The organism is Streptomyces sp. NPDC046379 (assembly GCF_055587785.1).
In genome coordinates this window covers 85,386-105,693 of the sequence record NZ_JBVJFP010000017.1, presented here as the reverse complement: position 1 = coordinate 105,693, position 20,308 = coordinate 85,386, and the positions used below count along the sequence as shown (strand labels likewise).

At 70.7% G+C, this 20,308-nt stretch carries 16 protein-coding genes and 2 pseudogenes; 14 read left to right on the top strand and 4 right to left on the bottom strand.

Annotated features, from left to right (window positions below; translation table 11 throughout):
• The 8 genes from ACZ6KF_RS27065 to ACZ6KF_RS27030 all read left to right on the top strand — a co-directional run bounded on the left by ACZ6KF_RS27065 (position 1) and on the right by ACZ6KF_RS27030 (position 10,498).
• On the top strand, positions 1–801 hold the full coding sequence (locus tag ACZ6KF_RS27065; RefSeq protein ID WP_469240747.1) for a thioesterase II family protein: 801 nt from the start codon (positions 1–3) through the stop codon (positions 799–801).
• Entirely contained in the window at positions 794–1,027 is a 234-nt protein-coding gene (locus ACZ6KF_RS27060) for an MbtH family protein (RefSeq protein ID WP_356634867.1), read from the top strand. The genes ACZ6KF_RS27065 and ACZ6KF_RS27060 overlap by 8 nt, the downstream gene beginning before the upstream one ends.
• Positions 1,024–2,370, top strand: coding sequence for a cytochrome P450 (locus ACZ6KF_RS27055; RefSeq protein WP_469240745.1), 1,347 nt, complete (start codon positions 1,024–1,026; stop codon positions 2,368–2,370). Before ACZ6KF_RS27060 ends, ACZ6KF_RS27055 begins: the two co-directional genes overlap by 4 nt.
• 36 nt (positions 2,371–2,406) lie before the next feature.
• Positions 2,407–6,882 carry an amino acid adenylation domain-containing protein gene (locus tag ACZ6KF_RS27050; protein WP_469240743.1) on the top strand — a complete coding sequence of 1,492 codons (4,476 nt, stop codon included), beginning with the start codon at positions 2,407–2,409 and terminating at the stop codon, positions 6,880–6,882.
• 73 nt (positions 6,883–6,955) lie between these two features.
• Positions 6,956–8,092, top strand: a complete 1,137-nt coding sequence (locus ACZ6KF_RS27045; RefSeq protein ID WP_356634873.1) for an acyl-CoA dehydrogenase family protein — start codon at positions 6,956–6,958, stop codon at positions 8,090–8,092.
• Between the two features lie 28 nt (positions 8,093–8,120).
• Positions 8,121–9,002 (top strand): 3-hydroxyacyl-CoA dehydrogenase family protein, encoded by an 882-nt coding sequence (locus ACZ6KF_RS27040; RefSeq protein ID WP_469240741.1) that lies wholly within the window; start codon positions 8,121–8,123, stop codon positions 9,000–9,002.
• A 31-nt stretch (positions 9,003–9,033) separates the two neighbouring features.
• Positions 9,034–9,291, top strand: coding sequence for an acyl carrier protein (locus ACZ6KF_RS27035; protein WP_356634877.1), 258 nt, complete (start codon positions 9,034–9,036; stop codon positions 9,289–9,291).
• The gene (locus tag ACZ6KF_RS27030; protein ID WP_469240739.1) at positions 9,284–10,498 is read left to right on the top strand and encodes a class-II aminoacyl-tRNA synthetase family protein; all 1,215 of its coding nucleotides are present in this window, start codon (positions 9,284–9,286) and stop codon (positions 10,496–10,498) included. Before ACZ6KF_RS27035 ends, ACZ6KF_RS27030 begins: the two co-directional genes overlap by 8 nt.
• A 67-nt stretch (positions 10,499–10,565) precedes the next feature.
• Here ACZ6KF_RS27030 and ACZ6KF_RS27025 read toward each other — a convergent pair.
• Both ACZ6KF_RS27025 and ACZ6KF_RS27020 read right to left on the bottom strand, forming a co-directional pair.
• A pseudogene (locus ACZ6KF_RS27025) lies at positions 10,566–10,781 on the bottom strand (hypothetical protein); the annotation flags it as partial.
• A 727-nt stretch (positions 10,782–11,508) separates the two neighbouring features.
• On the bottom strand, positions 11,509–11,976 hold the full coding sequence (locus ACZ6KF_RS27020; RefSeq protein ID WP_469240737.1) for an ATP-binding protein: 468 nt from the start codon (positions 11,974–11,976) through the stop codon (positions 11,509–11,511).
• A 91-nt stretch (positions 11,977–12,067) separates the two neighbouring features.
• On the opposite strand from ACZ6KF_RS27020, the gene ACZ6KF_RS27015 reads away from it, so the two are divergent.
• A complete protein-coding gene (locus tag ACZ6KF_RS27015) occupies positions 12,068–12,511 on the top strand; it encodes an STAS domain-containing protein (protein ID WP_469240735.1) in 444 nt (147 codons plus the stop codon).
• Positions 12,512–12,577: 66 nt separating this feature from the next.
• The gene (locus tag ACZ6KF_RS27010; RefSeq protein ID WP_469240733.1) at positions 12,578–12,841 is read left to right on the top strand and encodes a WGxxGxxG family protein; all 264 of its coding nucleotides are present in this window, start codon (positions 12,578–12,580) and stop codon (positions 12,839–12,841) included.
• A gap of 623 nt (positions 12,842–13,464) precedes the next feature.
• Here ACZ6KF_RS27010 and fabG read toward each other — a convergent pair.
• Entirely contained in the window at positions 13,465–14,259 is a 795-nt protein-coding gene (gene fabG, locus ACZ6KF_RS27005; protein WP_469160325.1) for a 3-oxoacyl-ACP reductase FabG, read from the bottom strand.
• Between the two features lie 89 nt (positions 14,260–14,348).
• Here fabG and ACZ6KF_RS27000 point away from each other — a divergent pair.
• The 3 genes and pseudogenes from ACZ6KF_RS27000 to ACZ6KF_RS26990 form a co-directional block, all read left to right on the top strand.
• Positions 14,349–14,459 (top strand): annotated as a pseudogene (locus ACZ6KF_RS27000) (IS5/IS1182 family transposase); the annotation flags it as partial.
• A 100-nt stretch (positions 14,460–14,559) separates the two neighbouring features.
• Positions 14,560–14,787: a helix-turn-helix domain-containing protein gene (locus tag ACZ6KF_RS26995; protein WP_469160324.1), complete on the top strand. Its 228-nt coding sequence runs from the start codon at positions 14,560–14,562 to the stop codon at positions 14,785–14,787.
• A 174-nt stretch (positions 14,788–14,961) separates the two neighbouring features.
• Positions 14,962–16,353, top strand: a complete 1,392-nt coding sequence (locus tag ACZ6KF_RS26990; RefSeq protein WP_469240732.1) for a serine hydrolase domain-containing protein — start codon at positions 14,962–14,964, stop codon at positions 16,351–16,353.
• Between the two features lie 282 nt (positions 16,354–16,635).
• Here the strand turns inward: ACZ6KF_RS26990 and ACZ6KF_RS26985 are convergent, their stop codons facing one another.
• On the bottom strand, positions 16,636–19,119 hold the full coding sequence (locus ACZ6KF_RS26985) for a SpoIIE family protein phosphatase (RefSeq protein WP_469240729.1): 2,484 nt from the start codon (positions 19,117–19,119) through the stop codon (positions 16,636–16,638).
• Positions 19,120–19,813: 694 nt separating this feature from the next.
• On the opposite strand from ACZ6KF_RS26985, the gene ACZ6KF_RS26980 reads away from it, so the two are divergent.
• Positions 19,814–20,284, top strand: coding sequence for a DUF6415 family natural product biosynthesis protein (locus tag ACZ6KF_RS26980; RefSeq protein WP_469240727.1), 471 nt, complete (start codon positions 19,814–19,816; stop codon positions 20,282–20,284).
• Positions 20,285–20,308: the final 24 nt, after the last annotated feature.

The following is a 20,308-nucleotide window of genomic DNA, read 5'->3' as shown; positions in this document are numbered from 1 at the left end:
ATGGCGATGATCACCGCGAACTGGTGGAGTCCTGACGACGTGACCGCGCCGGACCAGCCTCGCGTGCTGCTGTTCCCCTTCGCCGGCGGCGCGGCGCACTCGATGCGGGAGTGGATCGTAGAACTCGAACCCGAGTGGCGGCCGCTGGTCATGCAGTACCCGGGCCGGGGATCTCGCTCGCGGGAGCCGTTCGCCGCCTCGGTGGCCGACCTGGCCGCCGCCGCGTTCGCCGACTTCCTCGCCATGGACGACGGACGACCGCCGCTGGTGTTGGGACAGAGCCTGGGGGGCTACGTGGCCCAGGCGTTCACCGCGGCCCTGGAGACAGCCGGAATCACACCTCGGGCGCTGGTCGTGGTGTCGGTACGGGCGCTGGGCGACGCCGGCGGTCCGCCGGATGCGGCCGCCGGCCGGCTCGGCCGCACCCGGTGGCACCAGCAGTCGGACGATGACCTGCTTGCCCGTCTCCATGAGCTCGGCGGCGCCGACCTGGAGGTGTTCGAGCATCCGGCGCTGCGCGAGGCTCTGCTGCCGATCGTGCGAGCGGATCTCGCGATCGGTGACGACCACATCGCGCACGCCAGGCCGCACCGCGTCCGCTGTCCGGTGCTGGCGGTGCACGGCATCGGCGACCGGCAGGTCAGCGCGGCCCAATCGGCGGCGTGGGCCACCTGGACCACAGGCGCCTTCCAGGCCGTCTCCCTGCCCGGCGGCCACTTCCTCCAACAGCGGGGCCCGGTGGGCCTGCGCGGGATCCTCGCCGGCCTGCCGGCTCGACGATCGGAGCTGAACGATGACTGACACACCGACCGAAGATCAGCGGATGCGGGTCCTGATCAACGATGAGGAGCAGCACGCGATCGTCCCCGAGGAATTCCCCGCACCGGCCGGCTGGCGGGAGGCGGGGTTCGCCGGCAGCGTCGACGCCTGCGAGCGCTGGGTCGAGGAGCACTGGCCGGACATCCGGCCGCGGTCCGTCCGGGAGGCGATCGCGGCTGCGCAGACAGGAACCACGGGGACGGTATGACCATCGCACACGGGGCGGGCGGGTCCGCCGCGGCGGGAGAGACGGCCGACGCAGACCGGGTCGTCGCGACCGGCGGGCCCGGTTCGCCAGAGGCTGTCGCATCCGCCGCGGAACCCGGAACCGGCGTCGGGCTCGACCTCACCCGGCCGAGGGCCTTCGTCACCGGCGAGCTCGACCCCTACTTCGCCGAGCTGCGCCGGGACTGTCCGCTGGCCTGGCACGAGCCGCCCGCCGCCGGCGGGCGGGGCTTCTGGGTGGCCGGCCGGCACGCCGACGTCGCGGCCCTGGCCCGGGACACGACCCGGCTGTCCTCGGCGCGCGGCAACATGTTGGAGACCCTGCTGGACGGCGGCGATCCCGGCGGCGACCGCATGCTCGTGGTCAGCGATCCGCCGCGCCACACCGCGCTGCGCGGTCTGATGAAGTCCGGGTTCATGCCGGCCGCGCTGGAGTCGCTCGCCCAGCGGATCCGTCGGGTCGCCCGTGACCTGTGGATCCGGGCCGCCTTGGACGGACACTGTGACGTGGCGGCGGACATCGCCGCGAAGATCCCGCTGGCGGCGATCTGCGACCTGCTCGGGGTCCCGGAGACGGACCGTGAGTACGTGGGCGAAAGGACCACCGCGGCACTCGGCTCGGACCTGGCCACACCGGTGCAGGACGCGTCGCGGCTGGCGCAGGCCGAGATCCTCCTGTACTTCTCGCGGCTGGCCCGCAACCGGCCGCGCGCCATGCTGCGGGTGCTGGCCGAGGGATCGCTGGACGGCGTCCCGCTGACCCGCGACGAACTCGTCCTCAACTGCTACAGCCTCATCCTCGGCGGCGACGTGACGACCCGGCTGTCGATCGTCGGCGGGGTCGCCGCGCTGGCGGCCGACCCGGCGCTGTGGGAAGGGCTGCGGGACGGCGAGGTCGAGATCGGGTCCACGGTCGAGGAGGTGCTGCGCTGGGCCACGCCGGTGGTCCACCTGGCGCGCACCGCGGTCGCCGAGATCGACCTGCACGGCCGGCGAATCCGGCCCGGAGACATCGTCACCCTATGGCCACGGTCGGCGAACCGGGACGAGCGCGAGTTCGCCGACCCCGGGCGCTTCGATCCGGCGCGCCGCCCCAACCGGCACCTGACGTTCGGGTTCGGGCCGCACTTCTGTCTGGGCGCGCACCTGGCCCGGATCGAGGTGACGGCGGTGCTGGAGGGCATGCGCCATGCCGTCGCTCGGATCACGCCCGATGGTCCGCCGCAGCCGGTGTACTCCGCCTTCGTTGCCGGGTATTCCGCACTGCCGGTCCGCCTGACGCCCAGCGTCGACGCCCTGCGATCCGCCGCCGGCCGGGCCGGCTGAGCGCGCTGTCGCCATCGAGCCTTGCGGAGGTTGCCCATGGACATCCCAGACATCCCGGTCCGCCCGACGACTATCACCGCCCGCTTCGACGCGGTCGTCACCGCGCACGGCGACCGCGTCGCGCTCCAGGACCGCGCCGAGGCCGTCACGTACATCGAGCTGCAGCGGCGGGCCGAGGCGCTGGCGGCGTCCTTCGACCGCGGCCTGGCGCCGGAGACCCGGGTCGCGCTGCACCTTCCGCGCTCGATCGACCTGATCGTCGCGATGCTGGCGGTGCTGAAGGCCGGCGGGACGTACGTGCCGGTCTCGCCGGAGTACCCGCCCGAACGTGTCCGCCTTCTGCTCGCGGACAGCGGTGCGTCACTCGTCCTCACCTCCGACGGGTTCCGGCGCGACCCGGCGCCGGCCGGGCCGGCCACGGCCGCGGTCGACGATCCGCCGCGGGTCGCGGCGTCGGCGACACCGGCCTTCGCGACCGGCACTGCCGGCCCGCTGTCGGCCGCATACGTCATGTACACCTCGGGTTCGACGGGACGGCCCAAGGGCGTCGTCGTCACCCAACGGGGCGTGCTGAACCTGGTGCTGGACCAGGACTACGTCGCTTTCGGCCCGGACAAGACCGTGCTGCAGATGTCGCCGGCGGCCTTCGACGCCTCGACGTTCGAGATCTGGGGTGCGCTGCTGCACGGCGCCCGGCTCGTGGTCGCCGCTCCGGGCTATCAGGCCGTCGACGAGCTCGCCGCGACGGTCAAGGAGTTCGGCGTCAGCACCCTGTTCCTGACTCCGGCACTGTTCCACGAGCTGGTCCGCGGCCGGACGGACGTCTTCGACGGCCTGGCGGAGCTGGTCGTCGGCGGCGACGTGCTGTCTCCGGCGTGCGGGGCCCGGTTCCTGGCGTACGCGGCCCGGACCGGGGGACCGAGGCTGGTCAACGGGTACGGCCCCACCGAGACGACCACGTTCGCACTGACCCACCAGGTCCGTACCGCGCCCGCCGAGGGCGGCTCGGTCCCGATCGGCACCCCGCTGCGGAACGTCCGGATCCACCTGCTGGACGACAGGCTGCACCCGGTCGAGCCCGGCGAGATCGGCGCCATCTGGATCGCCGGCGACGGGGTGTCCCGCGGCTACCTGGGCCGGCCCGGCCAGACCGCGCGCAACTTCCTGCCCGAGCCCGAGCCGGCCCCGCCGGGCGCCCGCATGTACCGCTCTGGTGACCTGGGCCGCCTGTCGCCCGACGGGACCGTCGAGTTCCTCGGCCGCCAGGACGATCAGGTCAAGATCCGCGGCTTCCGGGTCGAGCCGCGGGAGACCGAGCACGCGCTGCTGTCTCTGGCCGACGTCACCGACGCCGCGGTCGTGGTGGTCTCCGACGCGGACGGCGCCAAGCGCCTGTCGGCGTTCGCCGTGCCGCGAGCCGGAAGCGGGCTGACGGTGGAGCGGATCAGGACGCTGCTGGCAGACCTCCTGCCCGCGCACCAGATCCCAGCCAAGGTCGCGCTGACGGACGCGTTGCCGCTGAGCCCTTCAGGGAAGATCGACCGTACCGCCCTGGCCCCAGGCGCCAAGCCGGGGCCGGCCGCCGCTTCCGTCGCGCCCGCCTCCGGACCGACGACGGATCAGCGGCTGCTCGCCGAGATCTGGGCCGAGGTCCTGGACGTGCCCGAGGTCGGGCTGGACGACGACTTCTTCGGCCTGGGCGGCGATTCCATCCTGGCGATCCGGGCGATCGCGGACGCCGAGGTCCGCGGTCTGGAGATCTCGCTGACCGACATGTTCGCCACGCCGACTGTCAGGGATCTGTGTCCGGGCTCGGGCGGTGCCGGCACGGGCCCGGCGACCGGCAGCGCCTCCGATGAAAGGATCATCGACCGCGGGCACGAGGACATGGCCTCCGACGGCCTCGCCGCCGCCCCGCCCGATGCCGCGTCGGCCGTCGAGTCGTCCGTCGACCTGCCCGCCGACGTCGAGCGCGGCTATCCCGCGACACTCCTGCAGCTCGGCCTGGTCTATGAGGCCGCCGGCAGCCCGGACCAGTCGCTCTACCACGACGTGGCCGGGTACCGCGTCGAGACCGCTCTGGACCCGGAGGCCCTGCGGACCGCGCTCCACCACGTGGCCGCCGCGCATCCGACGCTGCGCACCCGCCTGGATCTGGCCGACCCGGCCGGTCCGCGCCAGCTCGTCGAACGCGAACCGCGGCTGCCGCTGACCGTGCTGGACTGGCGAGAGCGCGACGGTGCGACGCTCAGCGTGGCGTTGGAGGAGCTGGCCGCCGAGGCGGGCCGGCCCTTCGACGTCGAGGACGGACCGATGATGCGGGTGTACGCGGCCGCGGTCGACGACGTGTCCTTCTGGCTCGTCTACGGCTTCCACCACGCGATCATCGACGGCTGGAGCGAGTCCGTCTTCCTGGTCGACCTGCTCACCGCCTATGCCCGCGCCCGCGACGGCGCACCGCAGCCACAGCGACCCGCGTGGGCGGACGGCGGACGGCATGCCGAGTTCGCCCGGCTTCAGGCCGCAGTCCTGGAGTCAAAGGACAGCCGCGAGTTCTGGCGCGGGCGCTTGGCGCGGATAGGGTCGGACTCCCCGTCGCCGGCACAGCCGCACTCGCGCAGCGTCGAGCGGGTCCGGGTCGGCGCGGATCTGCCCGCCGGCCTGCGCGCCCGGCTCGAAGAGGCTGCGGCGAAGCTCCGTCTTCCGGTGAAGTCCCTGGTGCTGGCCGCCCACCTGGCGGCGCTCGGTCGGCATCGGGACACTGCGCGGCCGGTGACCGGGATCGTGCTCAACGGCCGTCCGGAGACCGCCGACAGCGATCGGCTGATGGGCCTGTTCCTCAACGTCATGCCGATGGACGCGGACCTGGACGCGCCGAGCTGGGCTGTGCTGGCCCGCAGGCTCTTCGAGGCCGAGACGGCGATGCTCCCGCACCGGCGCTATCCGTATCCCGCATTGCGTCAGATGGCCGGGCGGCCGCTGTTCGACACCGTCCTCAACTACGTTCATTTCCATGTCCGCAACCGGCTCGCCGACACCGGCCTGCGGGTTGGCGATTCCCGCATGTGGGACAAGTCCAGCCAACCGCTGCTGGTCGACGTGATCGCCGACGCGGCCTCCCGCGAGCTGCGGTTGGACCTGACCGGCGACGCCGGCGTCTGGGACCAGGCCGCGCTGACCCGCTTGTGGGGGCACCACCACGACGCCCTGGTCGCGCTGGTCGCCGATCCGTCCGGCGCGGTGCGGCCCGGCGGGCCCGAGGACGGTGTGCCGCTGACGCCGATACAGCAGGCGATCTGGACCCAGCAGCAGATCACCGGCGACGCCACGCTGTACCGGGAGCACATCGGCTACGAGATCCGGGGACCGGTGCACAGCGCCGACCTCGGCCGGGCCGTGGAGCGCGCGCTGGCCGACCATCCGGGCACCGGCGCGGCGCTGGCCGTCGCCGGCGGCGTCCCGGCGCTGTTGCCGGGCCGGCACACCATCAGGGTCGAGCACGTCCTCAGCGACAGTCCGCCGGACCCGGTCGCTCTCGCCGCCCTCGTCGAGCAGCAGATCGAGACCGGGGTCCAGGTGCCCGACGGACCGCTGTTGCGCTGCGTGCTGATCACCGTGAGCCCCGAGCGGCGCCTGCTGCTCTTCGTCTGGCACCACCTGGTGATGGACGGGTTTTCCTTGCGCGTCCTGCTCGGCGACGTCGCCGCGCACTTCGCCGATCCGGCCCGCGGACCCCGGGAGCCGGGCGTGAGCCTGGCCGAGGTGCACCGCCGCCATCTCGCGCACGCCGCCGACCCCGAGGTCGACGGCCGGGCCGCCACCCTGGCCGAGCGCTACGCCGGTCTCGACCCGGTGCCGCTGGGCGCCCGGGTCGACGGCGCCGGGCGGGCCGAGGTCGTCGTCATCTCCGACCGGCGCGGCCGGCTGCCCGGCCTGCGCGCGGCGGCGCGCGCGGCCCGGGTGACCGAACCGGCGGTGCTGGCCACCGCCTATCAGCGCGCCGTCGGGGAAGTGCTGGGCCTGCGCGAGTTCCTGATGGGGTGCGTGGTCGCCGGGCACACCGCCGAGGACGAGGAGCGCGTGGTGTCCTGTCTGCTGAACACCGTCCTGATGCGCGGTGAGGGAGCGGCCGACACCGAAGGCGCCGACGCCGCCGCGCTCATGGCGACCGCCAAACGCCTCGTGGGCGCGGTCACGGACCAGGACATCCCGTTCTCGGCGGTGGCCAACCGACTGCTCCAGGATGTGCGGCCGAGGCCGCGCCAGTTCCCGCAGCTGTATCTGAGCATGGACTCACAGACCCCGCTGGACCTGCCGGGCCTGCACTGCGCGGAGTACGTGATCCGGCTGCCGCAGCCCAAGTTCGACGCGGCGCTCATCGTGCACTACGGCCAGGCCGGGATCCGGGGCATGTTCCAGTACCACACGTCGGTCCTGTCCGCCGGCGTCGCGCACGACCTCGTCGACTCCTTCCTCGATCATCTCGCCGACCTGTGCCGGGGGCACGCATGAACAGTCGCGAATCGTGTCGTCATGTCACCACATCAGAGAACGAAATAACCCGGGATGGCAGGAGTCCGATTCGATGAGGAATCTGCTCACCGCCGAACAATCGGCGGAGCGCAAGAGGTTTCACGCGTTCGCCGCCGACGCGATCCGACCGCGGGCGGCGGAGGCGGACGCCCGGCAGGCGGTGTCCCGCGACGTCGTCAAGGCGTTGGCGGCCGAGGGACTGCTGTCCGCGATGGTCCCGGGACCTGGAGGCGACCCGGCCCTGGATCCGCTGGAGTACGGACTGCTCACCGAAGAGATCGGCTGGGCCTGCCAGAACGTCCGCAACTTCGTCGCCGTGTCGGACATGGTGGCGCACTCCGTGTGGCGGTGGGGCACCGACGCCCAGCGTGACCGCTGGCTCGGACCGATAGCCGCCGGCGAGAAGACAGCGGCGTTCGCGCTCACCGAGCCCGGGATCGGCAGCGATGCCAAGAGCATCGCGACCACGGCGGAGCAGGCCGGGAACGAGATCGTGCTGCGCGGCCGCAAGAAATGGATCAGCTTCGGCGCGATCGCCGACGTGTTCCTGGTGTTCGCGCAGTACGACGGGAAGCACACCGCGTTCCTGGTGGAGCGTGACGCCCCGGGCCTGGACATCAGCCCGATCGTCGACCTGCTGGGACTGCGCGGCTCACTGCTGGCGGAGCTGACGTTCACCGACTGCCGGATCCCGGCCGCGAACCTGGTCGGCCGGCCGGGGACCGGCCTGACCTTCGTCGCGTCGTCCGCCTTGGACGTGGGGCGGTACAGCACCGCCTGGGGCTCGGTCGGTCTGGCGCGCGCCTGCGCCGAGGATTCCGCGGCCTACGCCACCCGACGCTCGCAGGGCGGCGGGCCGATCCGGGACCACCAGCTCATCCAGGCGATGCTCACGGACATGCACGTCAACAGCACAGCGGCCCGGCTGCTCTGCCACCGCGCCGGCCTGGCGCGCGCGGCCCGCGATCCCGAAGCCATCAACCAGACCCTGGTGGCGAAGTACTTCGCGTCCACGGCGGCGATGAGGGCGGCCGCGGACGCCGTGCAGATCCACGGCGCCGTCGGCATCGGGAGCGAGGTGCCGGTCCAGCGCTATCTGCGGGACGCGAAGGTCATGGAGATCATCGAGGGCACCAGCCAGCTCCTCCAGTCCATCCTGGGCGCCGCCGCGACCGGGGCGGGCCTGTGATGCCGCGTGAAGAAAGGAGTCCGACACCATGACAGGGGGCGAGCAGAACCACATGAACATCCGGACGATCGGCGTCGTCGGCGCCGGGACCATCGGGCGCGGCGTCGCGCACACCTTCGCCGAGCACGGCTTCGATGTCGTGCTGACGGACATCTCGGAAGCGCAGCTGGCCGACGCTCGCAAGACGATCGCCGAACTCCAGCGCCTCCAGCGGTTGTACACCAAGCGCGAGGTGGTCGCCGACCCGGCCGCCGTGCTCGACCGCATCACGTTCGACACCCGCCTGGAGCTGCTGGAGCGCGCGGACTTCGTAGTTGAGAACGTCACCGAGGACTGGAACGTCAAGCACGACGTCTACCTCCGCCTCGACCAGATCTGCAAGCCGGACGTCCTGTTCGCGGTCAACACCTCGGCGGTCTCGATCACCAGGGTCGCCGGCGTGACCGGGCGTCCGGACCGGGTGCTGGGGATGCACTTCATGAATCCGGTCCCGCTGATGCCCATGGTGGAGGTGGTCAAGGGATTCCACACCTCCGAACAGACCATGGCCGCGGGCCTGGAACTGCTCGGCCGGATCGGCAAGGAGGGCGTGGTGGTGGCCGACCTGCCGGGCTTCGTCACCAACCGGGTCCTGATGCTGACCGTGAACGAGGCCGTGTTCTGCGTCCAGGATCAGGTCGCCTCGGCGAAGGACGTGGACCGGATCTTCAAGGGCTGCTTCGGCCACAAGATGGGGCCGTTGGAGACCGGCGATCTGATTGGCCTGGACACCATTCTCAATTCCCTGACGGTGCTCTACGAGAGTTACCGGGATCCCAAGTACCGACCGGCTCCGCTGCTTCAGAAGATGGTCCATGCCGGGCTGCTCGGCGTGAAAAGCGGCCGAGGGTTCTATGAGTACGCACACTGAGACGCCCGATCCGTCCCGCAAGGAGGCTCATATGTCGCGCAACGACGTCGTCGACCGCATCCGCGCCTTCCTCGCCCCCCACATGGGCGAGCACGTCCTGGCCGACGAGGAGGACATCTTCGCGGCCGGCATCGTCAATTCGCTCTTCGCCATGCAGCTCGTCGTGTTCATCGAGGGGGAGTTCCAGGTGACGGTGACGCCCGAAGACCTGGACATCGACCGCTTCCGGTCGATCTCGGCGATCGCGGATCTGGTGCTGGCGAAAACCGGTGCCGTACGCCATGCCTGAGGCGAACCTGATCCTGCCGACGCCATTACCGGCGGCGCTCGCACCGGAGATCGCGCGCCGGGTCTACTTCGTGGACTCGCGGATCTCCGACTTCTCGCTGGTGGAGCGGGACGGGCTGATCACGTCGATCGAAGTGAGGACCGACACCGCGGTCGACGTGGAAGAGCTCGCGGCGCGTGCGGCCGCGGTCTTCGAATCCGAGGTCCTGCCGCACGGGGTGCTCCGGAGGAAGGTCATCTGGGAGTCGGGCGTTCGGCGCCCGGCGCGGCCCGAGGTCTTCGACGACCTCGTCGTCGCCGGAGAGGCGTGCTCGCTCGGTGAGGGCCAAGTCGGCATCGGCGGCAACCTGCTCGCCCTCATGGACTGCCTGGACGACCTGATCCGGGACCTCGTCGTCGAGGAGTTCGGCGCCGTGGAATTCCGGTATCCGACCCTGATGCCCACCCGCGTCCTCGAGAAGTGCGACTACTTCGCGTCCTTCCCACAGTTCCTGATGTTCGTCACGAGGCTGCACAGCGACTCACGCACCTACGGAGCGTTCCGTGAGTCCTACGCCGCACGCCGTCAGGTGTCGGCCGACATCCTGGCCGACTGCGACAACGTCGACTACTGCCTCCCGCCCACCATGTGCTTCCACACCTTCAGCCAGCACGAGGGGACACGGCTCCCCGGCTCGCGACACCGGGTCGTGACCGCCAAAGGGAAGTCCTTCCGCTTCGAATCGCGCTACGCGACGACGCTGGAACGCCTGTGGGACTTCACGATCCGCGAGATCGTCTTCATGGGATCCCGCGACTTCGTGACCGCATCCCGCCGCCGCTTCATGGACCTGGCCTTCGAGCTCATCACCGACCTTGGCCTCGAAGGCCACGCCGAGGTGGCCAACGACCCGTTCTTCTCCGCCGAGGACGGGATCGCGAAAACCGTGTCCCAGCGCCTCCTGGAGCTCAAGTACGAACTGAGGCTCAAAACCGGTCCCGACCGAACCATCGCGGCCGCCTCCTTCAACTTCCACGACACGTTCTTCACCGAGCGCTTCGACATCCGCGAAGCCGACGGCGCCACCGCCCACAGCGGCTGCGTCGGCTTCGGCCTCGAACGGCTGATGTTCGCCTTCCTGTGCCAACATGGCGCTGATCCGACAGCCTGGCCTGACCGGGTGCGCGAGCAGTTGCGTGGGGCGAAGCTTTCGCCGCGGGGCCGGTGACCGGGGAGCGCCGTGGATTACGGGGCACGGGCCCATTCCCGCGAGAGGCTGAAAGCCATCAGCATCAGGGGCAGGCCTGAAGGCAGGCGGCGGCATGCTGGTGGCGCAGCTCGCGGGCGAGGTCGGGGAGACCGAGGCAGGAGGCGATGAGCGCGGCCTGGTTGTAGACGGCCGATGCGAGCCCCTGATCGCTCTCCTTCACCGCGGTGCCGGCCAGGTCGGCGAGTGCGCGTACGCGTTCAGGAAGGGGCAGACAGGCGGTGGATCTCGAACGTGGCCTCATGGCCTCGGTACTTGTCCCTTGTAACGAAGGCGGCGAGCTTCGCCGGCAGGAACTGGAGCAGGCAGCCGCCGAACTCGTGCCGGGCGGGGCGTACCAGAGCAGCCCGAACCGAAGGATTCCGCCGCTGCCTCCCCCGACTCGGCGGCACATCGGGCAGGGAGCGGTTCGTGACCGAACAGGACGGGCAGGACGGGCCGCACCGTCAGGAACGTGCGGACGCGGTGGACCGCGAGATGGCCGGACGCCCGCTGCCCGACGCCGTCGTGCGAGCGCTGGGCCACTGGTAGGAGGTGAATGCGGCTGCATACGCGGACGGGACACCCGGCGCTCACACGATCCGACAGCACCCTCTCCGAGGTGCGTGCCGCGATGAACAGCCGCTACTGACATCCTGGCGCTGCCCGCATAGGAACAGAGCCCCGGGCACGCGAAAGCGCGGCCGCGGTCACTATGCCCCGACCGTGCGGGTCAGCCTTGACCATGGGCAGACCGTTGCGCAGTCGGGGACACACCGGCACCTGGAGATGGGGACCACGGTGTGAGCCGGACGCCACGGTCCTCCTGGCCGTGCAGTGCACCCACCGGCCCGCTGGGCACTGCCCAGCGGGCCGGTGGGCAAAGACGAGGGGTGGTCCCGGGTGCGTGGCCGGCGTTGCGCGGCTGCTGGGCAGCGGTCGACCGTTCGTGCTGCGCAGTCCCGGCTGCGCGTGGCGCGGATTGGCGGGAGTCACGTCAGGGGGCTGCCGGCGGGTGCGGCGGACAGGGCGAGGCGGGCCGTGATGCGTTTGCCGTCGGGCTTTTGCTCCATAAGCAGGGTCTCGGTGGCCGCTGCGACGATCTCCAGGCCGTGCTGGCCGATCCGGCCGGGGTCGGCCAGCTGGGCGGTGGGAAGCACGGGATCGGCGTCCCACACCGCAACGTCCACGACACGGGCGTTGACGCGCAGTTCCATCAGGACCGGGCCGGGAGCGTACTTGCACGCGTTGGTGACCAGTTCGCTCACCACCAGCAGCGTCAGGTCCTTCACCCGGGCGCACATAGGCAGGCGATGCTCGTCGCCGGCCCTGTCGAGGAGGGCGGCGGCGTGGCGGCGGGCCTGGGCGATGCAGCCTTCGCGCCCGTCCAGGGCGTAGTCGGCCCGTATCAGGTACTCGTCCGGCCCGTTGCAGCCGTCACCGACAGCCTGGCTTTCCACTGGTATCGCCGCCTTCGTCCGCTTTCATGCGAGGCCGGGTATCCCGCTTTGCCCTCCGTCATGCGCCGGGGTCTCGTGCGCGGCCGTACGGGTGAGCGCATCCGCCTGGACCCGCGGGCAGAACTCCGTGCGCCTGCCCCGCCTGAGCACGTCCCGGCGCAGTCGAGGAGACCGCGAGCGACATGCCGAGAGGGGAGACGGCCGGCCCCCCGTCGAGCCCCCCAGCGGCGTCCGCGTCGTGACCGTACGGGGCGAGATCGACCACGATGGCACCGGGCGGTTCAGCCAGGCCCCGCGGGCCGGACGCGACCCCGGCACCCGGATCGTGGCGACCCTCCGATACGTCACCTTCATGGACTCCAGCGGCATCGGCATCCTCGTCGCCCCCCACCGGCGGACGGGCAACGCGGGCGGATGGCCGCGCATCACCGCCGCCCAGGAATCCGTCCTGCGACCCGTCGGCCTGGACGCAGTCGTCCCCTGCCACCCCACCGTCGGAGACCTTTCATGCATATACGGGCGAAATGTGCATTAATTTCCTTACAGGATCAAGGCGACACAGCGACTGCTGGAACAAACAGCTCCCACACAAGGAGAAACCATGCGCAAACTCGTCGGCACAGCACTCATCGCCCTTGTGCTCGCCCTCGCACCGGCAGGAACGGCTATGAGCCAGAACGCTTCTGTGCAAACGCCGCCACTTACCACGGCAACTGTCCAAGCCCAGGAGAATCAGAACGAGGACGACGACGACATGGGCTTGTGGGGCCTGCTCGGCCTGCTCGGCCTGCTCGGCCTCATCCCGTGGCGCAAGAACCGCGATCGCGACCGCCATCAGGGACCGACCCGTTCCACCGGCATGTGAGGCTGCGGGGCAGCGTGACGGCACAGACGCTCGAGACGGGCCATCCGCCGCGAGCACGCCGGTAGGACTGCCCTCCCCCTTTGGCCAGACCCTCGCACGACCCGCGGCACCCTCACCATCGGCTCCCGCGCGCTGCCCCGGGGCGGAGCGGCTTATCGCTCAGTGCGTCATCATCGCGGCACCCGCGGTGCAACAAGCCCCCGGGCGGCAGCCTCAGTGCCCCTTCAGGGCCTGTCACACGCCGAGGAGGCCCGTGCAGCGCCTCGGGTCGCTGCGAGACGCCGACTGCAAGCGACCGTCCACCAGTCAGGTCCACCAGTGGTCGCCCTCGCTCGCCAGGCCCTCGCCGTGCCCTGACGCTCGTCGGGCACGCGTCCGCCGTACCTCGTGCGGGGGCACCCATCCGACTGGTTCCGCCAAGACCAGCGATCCACGCTGTGCCGACCGACAAGCGGCCAAGGGGATCACCGCCTGCCCCTCCCCCGGCCACCGAACGCTTTCGACACCGGCTGAGGCAGCAGGCTGGGTCCATGCTGTGCGGGCACGTTTGCGGACCTTTGGGGCGCATCCGGGGGCATGCGTTCCCGCTGGCGATGGAGGGCCCGAAGGCCGGGCGGTCCAGGTCAGGGGTTGGCGGGGACGGTGAAGGCATCCAGGGATTCAGGGAGGGTCTGGCCACCGTCGACGGTGAGGGACTGGCCAGTGACGAAGGAAGCCTCGTCGGAGGCGAGAAAGAGCACGGCGTGCGCGATGTCGAGCGTCTCACCGAGCCGTCCCAGCGGGATGGAGTCGGTCATCCGGCGCAGGTACTCCGGCCCGAGGCCGGTCAGCCCTTCGGTGCGCACGTTCCCGGGCAGGACGGCATTGACCGTGATGCCGTACGGTGCCAGCTCCAAAGCCGCGCCACGCAGGAAACCTAGCTGTCCTGCCTTGCTGGCCCCGTAGTGGGACCACCCGGCGTAGCCAGTCGTCGGGCCGGTGATCGAGGAGGTCAACACGATCCGGCCGCGGCCGGCCCGCTGCATCGCGGGCAGACAGGCCCGCACTGACAGGATGGAGCCCCGGAGATTGACCTCCAAGACCTCGTCCACGTCGTCGGCGGTCAGCTCGCGCAGCGAACGTTGCGGGAAAATCCCCGCGTTGGCGCACAGCACATCGATTCCGCCGAACTGCCGCTCGGCCTCGGCTGCCATCCTCTCGATCTGTCCGGGCTGCCGTACGTCCACGCCCATGCCCACGACCTGCCCGCCGGTGACCTCAGCCATGTCGCTCGCCACTTCGCGGGCCCTCTCCTCGTTGCGGCCTGTGAGCAGCACGGCGGCACCCTGCCGTGCGAAGAGTTCGGCGATACCGAGTCCGATCCCCCGCGTGCCCCCGGTCACGATGACGGACCGGTCCTCCCAGCGCGTGAACGTCATGTCGTTCGCACCCCTCGCCGCTATTCCTTCACGCCGGGGAAGCCCGGCCGCTGTCCCGGTCACGCTAGCGACAGATGCGGACGGGGCGGCGAAGACCAGCCGACACGCGGGTCCTGCGGGCTACCGGTCCCGAGGACGTCCTACTCGACGGCACGCTCACCCGGTGTGACCGGGTCGGTGACAGCCGGGGACCGACTTCTCCCGCCACCGCTGCCACCGCTGCCACCGATTGGACGTGGCTCGTCCCCCAACGCGGGTAGACGGTGCTCGGACGGTTCGGATCACTGGAGGAGACGAGCAATGGACAAGGGCAAGCAGATCACCGGCACGGCCCGCGAGAAGATCGCGCGGGAGATGAAGAAGCAGTACGAGGAGGGCCTTTCCATACGGGCCATCGCCGAGGCGCACGGACGGTCCTACGGGTTCGTCCACCGGGTGCTCAGCGAGGCGGACGTCAGCCTGCGCAGCCGCGGAGGGGACCGTCCGCGCCGGCGTCTCGAAGACGCGGGCCGTCCGCAGGGACGGTGACCGACTGGACTGCGGGCGCGGTCGTTTCGCGAAGCCTCGGCCGACCAGCCGTGTACAACCGCCCGCCGGCCGCATCCCGGATGCGTCGCGCGGCCGGTGCCCGGATCTTCCGGGTGAGCGCAGCGCCGGGGCGGTCCGTCCAAAACCCGGCACGCGTCCGTGCCAAACGCGGGGATGCGCTTGCCGAGTCCGGCTGATGGCTCGCCTCATCCGCATTCTGCAGTTCGGTCACCATCGGCAGAGCCGCTCGGGTCTTGGAGGTATCCCCACCTCTGTTCCGGAGGCTGCCGCCATGGGCGCAGCCGATCCGCTTGGGCAGAGTGTGGGGGCATGAAGTCAACGAAGAAGGCTTTTCGAGCCCGCCTTGTCAGCGTCGCTCTGCTCGCTGCCGCGGTCGCGTCCACGGCACTCGCGCCTGGTACTGCGGCCGGCTCCCACCCGGCGTTCTCGGCTTCCGCGGACGGCCGGCTCACCTCCCGGCAGCTCCAACGCGAGGCGGCCCGCGTCCTCGCCGAGGGCGGGTTCGTCGGCGTTACGGTGATGGTGCGCGACGGCACTCGCACGGTACGGGCCCGGGCGGGCGAGGCCGAGCTGCACACCGGCCGCCCTGTGCCGCGCGGGGCGGAGTTCAGAATGGGCAGTGTCACCAAGACGTTCGTGGCCACTGTGGTGTTGCAACTCGTCGCCGAGGGACGTGTGTCTTTGGACGACACCGTCGAGCGGTGGCTGCCGGGCCTGGTTCGCGGCAACGGCAACGACGGCAGTCTCATCACCGTCAGGCATCTGCTGCAGCACACCAGCGGCATTCACAACTACGGCCCCGAGGAGGACTCCGGGAACACGGCAGCCGATTTCGAGCGGACGAGATTCGAGCACTGGGATGCCGAACAACTGGTCGCCGGCGCGTTGCGTCACCAGCCTGACTTCCTGCCCGCACCAGACCATGGGCCCGAGCCCGAATGGAACTACTCGAACACCGGATACGTGCTCGCCGGCATGATCATCGAAAAGGCCACCGGGCGGCCCTGGGCCGAGGAGGTGCGCGACCGCATCATCCGCCCGCTCGGCCTCACCGGCACCTATGCCCCTGGCGACGACCCGTACCTGAAGCCACCGCACGCCCACACTTACCACTTGTTTCCCGGCGCGGACACCTGGACGGACACCACGGTCAGGAACATCTCCAGGATGGACGCAGCAGCTGCCCTCATCGGCACCGAACGCGACGTGGACCGCTTCTTCACCGCCCTGCTCGGCGGGCACCTGCTGCGTCCTGCCCAGCTCGCGGAGATGCGCAGGACCGTGCCGGTCAGCGAGAACTTCCAACTGGGGTTCCCAGGCCTGCAGTACGGCTTGGGACTGATGCGGCAGCCGCTGACGTGCGACGGCGACACCTGGGGCCATGGAGGGGACCTGGAGGGATTTACGGTGCGCACCGGCTTCACCGCAGACGGGCACCGCGCGGTCATCGTCGTCGCCAACGGCACCAGCGACGAGCGGCTGCTCGCCGCCGAGCGGGCCGTACGGGGGCTTGTGGACCGTGCTTTGTGCGCCGGTACTGATTGACGCGGCATCAGGCACGCGCAGGGCACACAGGCCGCAGCCCGCCGCCCCAGTGGCGGCCGCGGCCCTGGCCAGACTCCCCCGTCCGGCCGGGGTCCACACCATCGCTGCCGCTGTCCTGGAAGCCGCCAGATCAGGGCAGCGGCCTTCCGGCCACGCGGCAACCACTGTGTGGCCGCGCCCTTGTCGTCGGGTATCGGGCTTGTCGTGCGCTGGTTCCGGCACGTTCCGGCACAGGGCGTCGCCTGGGCCAGGCGGGTGGGCACCAACGCGGCTGCGCACGTCTCAACCGTCGGCGCCGCGGTCGTCGAAGAGGGCGAAAAGCGCCTGTTCGTCCGCCTCCGGGGCAGGCTGCTGCGCGTGCGGATTCAGTTCGGCCCATACCGTTTTGCCCCGCGGCATGTAGCGGGCTCCCCAGCTGCGGGTGAACTGTGCCACGAGGAACAGGCCGCGTCCGCCCTCTTCGGTCGTGGCCGCCCGCCGGATACGGGGAGAGGAGTTGCTGCGGTCGGAGACTTCGCAGATCAGTGAGTCGTCGCGCAGCAGCCGCAGGCCCACCGGCCCCGGGCCGCCGTACCGCACGGCATTGGTCACCAGTTCACTGACCACCAGCCCGGTGTTGAAGTCCAGCTCGGGCAGGTTCCAAGCGGCGAGCTGGGCCCTGGTCAGGGCTCTGGCGCGGGCCACTGCCGAGGGTTCGGCCGGCAGCTCCCAGCACGCCACCTGGTCCTCCGGCAGTGCATGCACACGAGCCAGCAGAAGGGCCACGTCGTCGTGGGCGCCGTTGGGCAGCATGGTGTCCGTCACCCGGTCGCAGACGTCTTGCAGCTGCGGACCGGCACCGACCAGCGAGGCCAGAAGCTCCTCGGTGCGGGCGTCGGTGTCGCCGTAGCCGCGGCCTTCTTTGAGCAGGCCGTCGGTGTACATCAGCAGCAGGCTGCCCCTCGGCAGGTCGACGCTGGAGGACTCGTACGGCTGGATGCCGCCGAGCCCGAGCGGTGGTCCGGCCGGCAGGTCGATCAGCCGTGCCGTGCCGCCCTGCGTCACCACAGCGGGGGGCGGGTGGCCGGCCCGCGCAGCGGTGCACCTGCGGGAGGCCGGGTCGTACACCGCGTAGAGGCAGGTCGTCCCGGTGGCAGGGTCCGGTTCGTCGGCCGTTTCGCCGGTGGCGCGACTGACCAGGTCGTCCAAGTGCGCCAGCACTTCCTCGGGCAGCAGGTCCAGCCCGGACAGCGTTCGCACTGCCGTGCGCAGCCGGCCCATGGTCGCTGCGGCCTGCAGACCGTTTCCTGGCACGTCCCCGACGACCAGCGCCACGCGCATCCCGGACAGCGGGATGACGTCGAACCAGTCCCCGCCCACCCCTGCCCCGGCGTCGGCGGGCAGATAGCGGGAGGCGAGGTCGACGGCGCTGACTTGGGGCAGGACCTGCGGCAGCAGGCTGCGCTGCAGGGTGAGGGAGGCGTGATGTTCCCTGCGGTAGTGACGGGCGTTCTCCACGCTGATCGCGGCCCGGGCCGCCAGTTCCTCCGCAAGGGTCAGGTCGTCCTGCTCGTACGGCTTCGTCCTGCCACGGCGGTAGAACCCCGCCAGGCCCAGAATGGAGCCGTGCGCGGACAGCGGAGCACCCAGGTAGGAGTGCATGCCCTCGCCGAGCAGGTCGACGGGCTGTGCTCGGCCCGCCGAGGACTCGGCCGGGACGGTGGCCCACACCGAGTCCGTGACCGGCTGCCCAGTCTCCAGACAACGGGCCTGCGGGGTGCCGGCGGGGTAGTGCACCGGCTCGTTCACACCGCCGGTCCAGGCGTCGGGAACCATGCCGTCGGCCCGGGCGGCCGCCCGGCGCAGCGCCGCGTCGGAACTCGACTGTCCGGGCGGTGCACCTTCGCCCGTCCAAACACTGTCCACCAGATCGACGACGACCAGGTCGGCGAAGCGGGGCACGGCGATCTCCGCGAGTTCCTCGGCGGTGCGCCGCATGTCCAGGGTGGTGCCGAGCCGGTTGCCTGCCTCGTTCAGCAGAGACAGCCGCCCACGCGCCTCGGCTGCGAGGCGTCCGACGCCCGGTTCGCCCACCATCAGCAGCCAGGCGTCGGCCGGTGTCACCGTGTGCGGATCCCCTGCTGCCTTGGGTGCAGTCGCCTCCGCCGCGCTGGGAGAGCTCATGAGCTGCGCACGATGACCATTGAAGGCTCTCGCGATGGCTGGACTTGGTGCTCCTTTGTCGCGGATGTCCTCGAAGCTGACCTCGACGGCTGCGCCCTCCGCGTCGCCGTGATGCAGCTCCCGGCGGCGCAGCATGGCGACACGGCTACCCGCGAGAGGTACCTCAAGGAAGGTCTCCTCGGTCGAGGAGATCAGCTCGATGGAGCGCTCCAGCAGTATCAGCCGCTCTTGCGAGGCCAGCGAGGGCGGCGGTCCCACGAGTGCGGACAGCGCCCCCGAGCTGAGGTCCAGCTCGGCATGCCTGCCGCGCTCCCGTGCCCGCTGGAAGGAGTCCACCAGCTCGCGCTCGCGGGCCGAGCTCAGCTCCAGCAGGCGCACCCCGATGCGTTCGGTGGCGTCCTGCAGGATCAGTGCCATGGTGGGGTCGGCCAGCGCCCGGGGCACGGAGAGGTTGACCGCGCCCCGCACAGTGCCGCCCACCGGGTCGCGCACCGGCGCGGCCATGCAGGTCAGCTCTTTGAGGTCGTGCAGGAAGTGTTCATGGCCGACGACCACGAACGGCGCCCTGGTGCTGAGCGCCATGCTGACACTGCTGGTCCCCATGAACCGCTCATCGACATTGGCACCCGGCACCAGAGAGGCCGCGTCCATCAGCTTCAACCCTGCCGGGCCACCCCACCGATGCACGATGCGCGCCTGCGAGTCGGCCAGCGCCACGGTCACCGGCACGCCGGAGAATTGCTCGTACAAGCGGTCCAGCACCGGAGCGGCCGCCCTCATCAGTCGCGCGTCGAAATCCAGGTTGTCGTCGATCGGCAGGGCAGCCCGGTCACGGTCAATGCCGAGCGACTGTGAGCGTTGCCAGGAGGCCAGAATCTCCGGTCGCACCCCGAAAGACGGCGGCGTCCGGTCGCCGCTGCCCGGATGAGTCGGATGCGAGTTCACAGAATCCAGAGTAATCACCCAAAGTGGACATACGTCTGGTGTCCGCCTGTCCGGGACCACCGAAGGAGTTGCCCGTCAGACCGCGGAGTCGGCGCAGCCGTCGGACCGCTGACACTGCGATCCGGGCCGGGGGCGCCCCCTACCGATCATCCCTGACGCTCTGTAACATCCCCGTGACGGAACGATGTATTGGGAAGGACGCATGCGCTTACCCACGGATACCGCCGTCCCGGCCTCTCAAGGCTGCAGACCCGTCTCCTGCGCCCGCTGCAATCCTTCCCCGGCCCTGCTCGCCCGAGCGGCCCACACCTTCGCTTGGTTCCTTGCCGAGCAGACCACCGGCTGGAACGACATGGCCGACGACGACACGGAATACCCGCAGACCACCGCCGACCAACCGCCCGGTCGAGCCTGCCCTGCCAGGCTCTGTGCGCACACCAGCACACACACGGTTCTGCACGACCCTGACGGTCTGATCGAAGCGCACCTTCCGCTTGACCGTGAACCATACGAGAGGCTCGTCGAAACCGTCCTCACGTGGGCGGGTTCCGACCCACTGACACCGCGCGACTATGAGCAGATCGCCCTCCAGTTGACCGGTCACGCTCGCGCGGTCATGGCCGGCGTCGAGCGCCGCGTCGGCCAGTGGCCGAGAGGCAGCGAGCCCCGGTTGCTCGCCGACGTGGTCCTGCGCGAGGCGGACGGTCGGTTGTCCCTGAAGCCGGAGGGCACGAGGCGCTGTGTACAAAATCGTGCCCGCCTCGTGCGCGCCCTCTACGCCAACCTGGACCGTTTGCGATGCACGCCCTCTCAGTACACCTAACGTCACGACGCTCCCGCTGCTCGC

What these genes read in the sequence shown, in the direction of transcription:
- ACZ6KF_RS27065 (WP_469240747.1), top strand. Translation starts at nt 1, where the DNA reads ATGGCGATGATCACCGCGAACTGGTGGAGTCCTGACGACGTGACCGCG.
- ACZ6KF_RS27060 (WP_356634867.1), top strand. Translation starts at nt 794, where the DNA reads ATGACTGACACACCGACCGAAGATCAGCGGATGCGGGTCCTGATCAAC.
- ACZ6KF_RS27055 (WP_469240745.1), top strand. Translation starts at nt 1,024, where the DNA reads ATGACCATCGCACACGGGGCGGGCGGGTCCGCCGCGGCGGGAGAGACG.
- ACZ6KF_RS27050 (WP_469240743.1), top strand. Translation starts at nt 2,407, where the DNA reads ATGGACATCCCAGACATCCCGGTCCGCCCGACGACTATCACCGCCCGC.
- ACZ6KF_RS27045 (WP_356634873.1), top strand. Translation starts at nt 6,956, where the DNA reads ATGAGGAATCTGCTCACCGCCGAACAATCGGCGGAGCGCAAGAGGTTT.
- ACZ6KF_RS27040 (WP_469240741.1), top strand. Translation starts at nt 8,121, where the DNA reads ATGACAGGGGGCGAGCAGAACCACATGAACATCCGGACGATCGGCGTC.
- ACZ6KF_RS27035 (WP_356634877.1), top strand. Translation starts at nt 9,034, where the DNA reads ATGTCGCGCAACGACGTCGTCGACCGCATCCGCGCCTTCCTCGCCCCC.
- ACZ6KF_RS27030 (WP_469240739.1), top strand. Translation starts at nt 9,284, where the DNA reads ATGCCTGAGGCGAACCTGATCCTGCCGACGCCATTACCGGCGGCGCTC.
- ACZ6KF_RS27010 (WP_469240733.1), top strand. Translation starts at nt 12,578, where the DNA reads ATGCGCAAACTCGTCGGCACAGCACTCATCGCCCTTGTGCTCGCCCTC.
- fabG (WP_469160325.1), bottom strand. Translation starts at nt 14,259, where the DNA reads ATGACGTTCACGCGCTGGGAGGACCGGTCCGTCATCGTGACCGGGGGC.
- ACZ6KF_RS26995 (WP_469160324.1), top strand. Translation starts at nt 14,560, where the DNA reads ATGGACAAGGGCAAGCAGATCACCGGCACGGCCCGCGAGAAGATCGCG.
- ACZ6KF_RS26990 (WP_469240732.1), top strand. Translation starts at nt 14,962, where the DNA reads ATGCGCTTGCCGAGTCCGGCTGATGGCTCGCCTCATCCGCATTCTGCA.
- ACZ6KF_RS26985 (WP_469240729.1), bottom strand. Translation starts at nt 19,119, where the DNA reads ATGGGGACCAGCAGTGTCAGCATGGCGCTCAGCACCAGGGCGCCGTTC.
- ACZ6KF_RS26980 (WP_469240727.1), top strand. Translation starts at nt 19,814, where the DNA reads ATGGCCGACGACGACACGGAATACCCGCAGACCACCGCCGACCAACCG.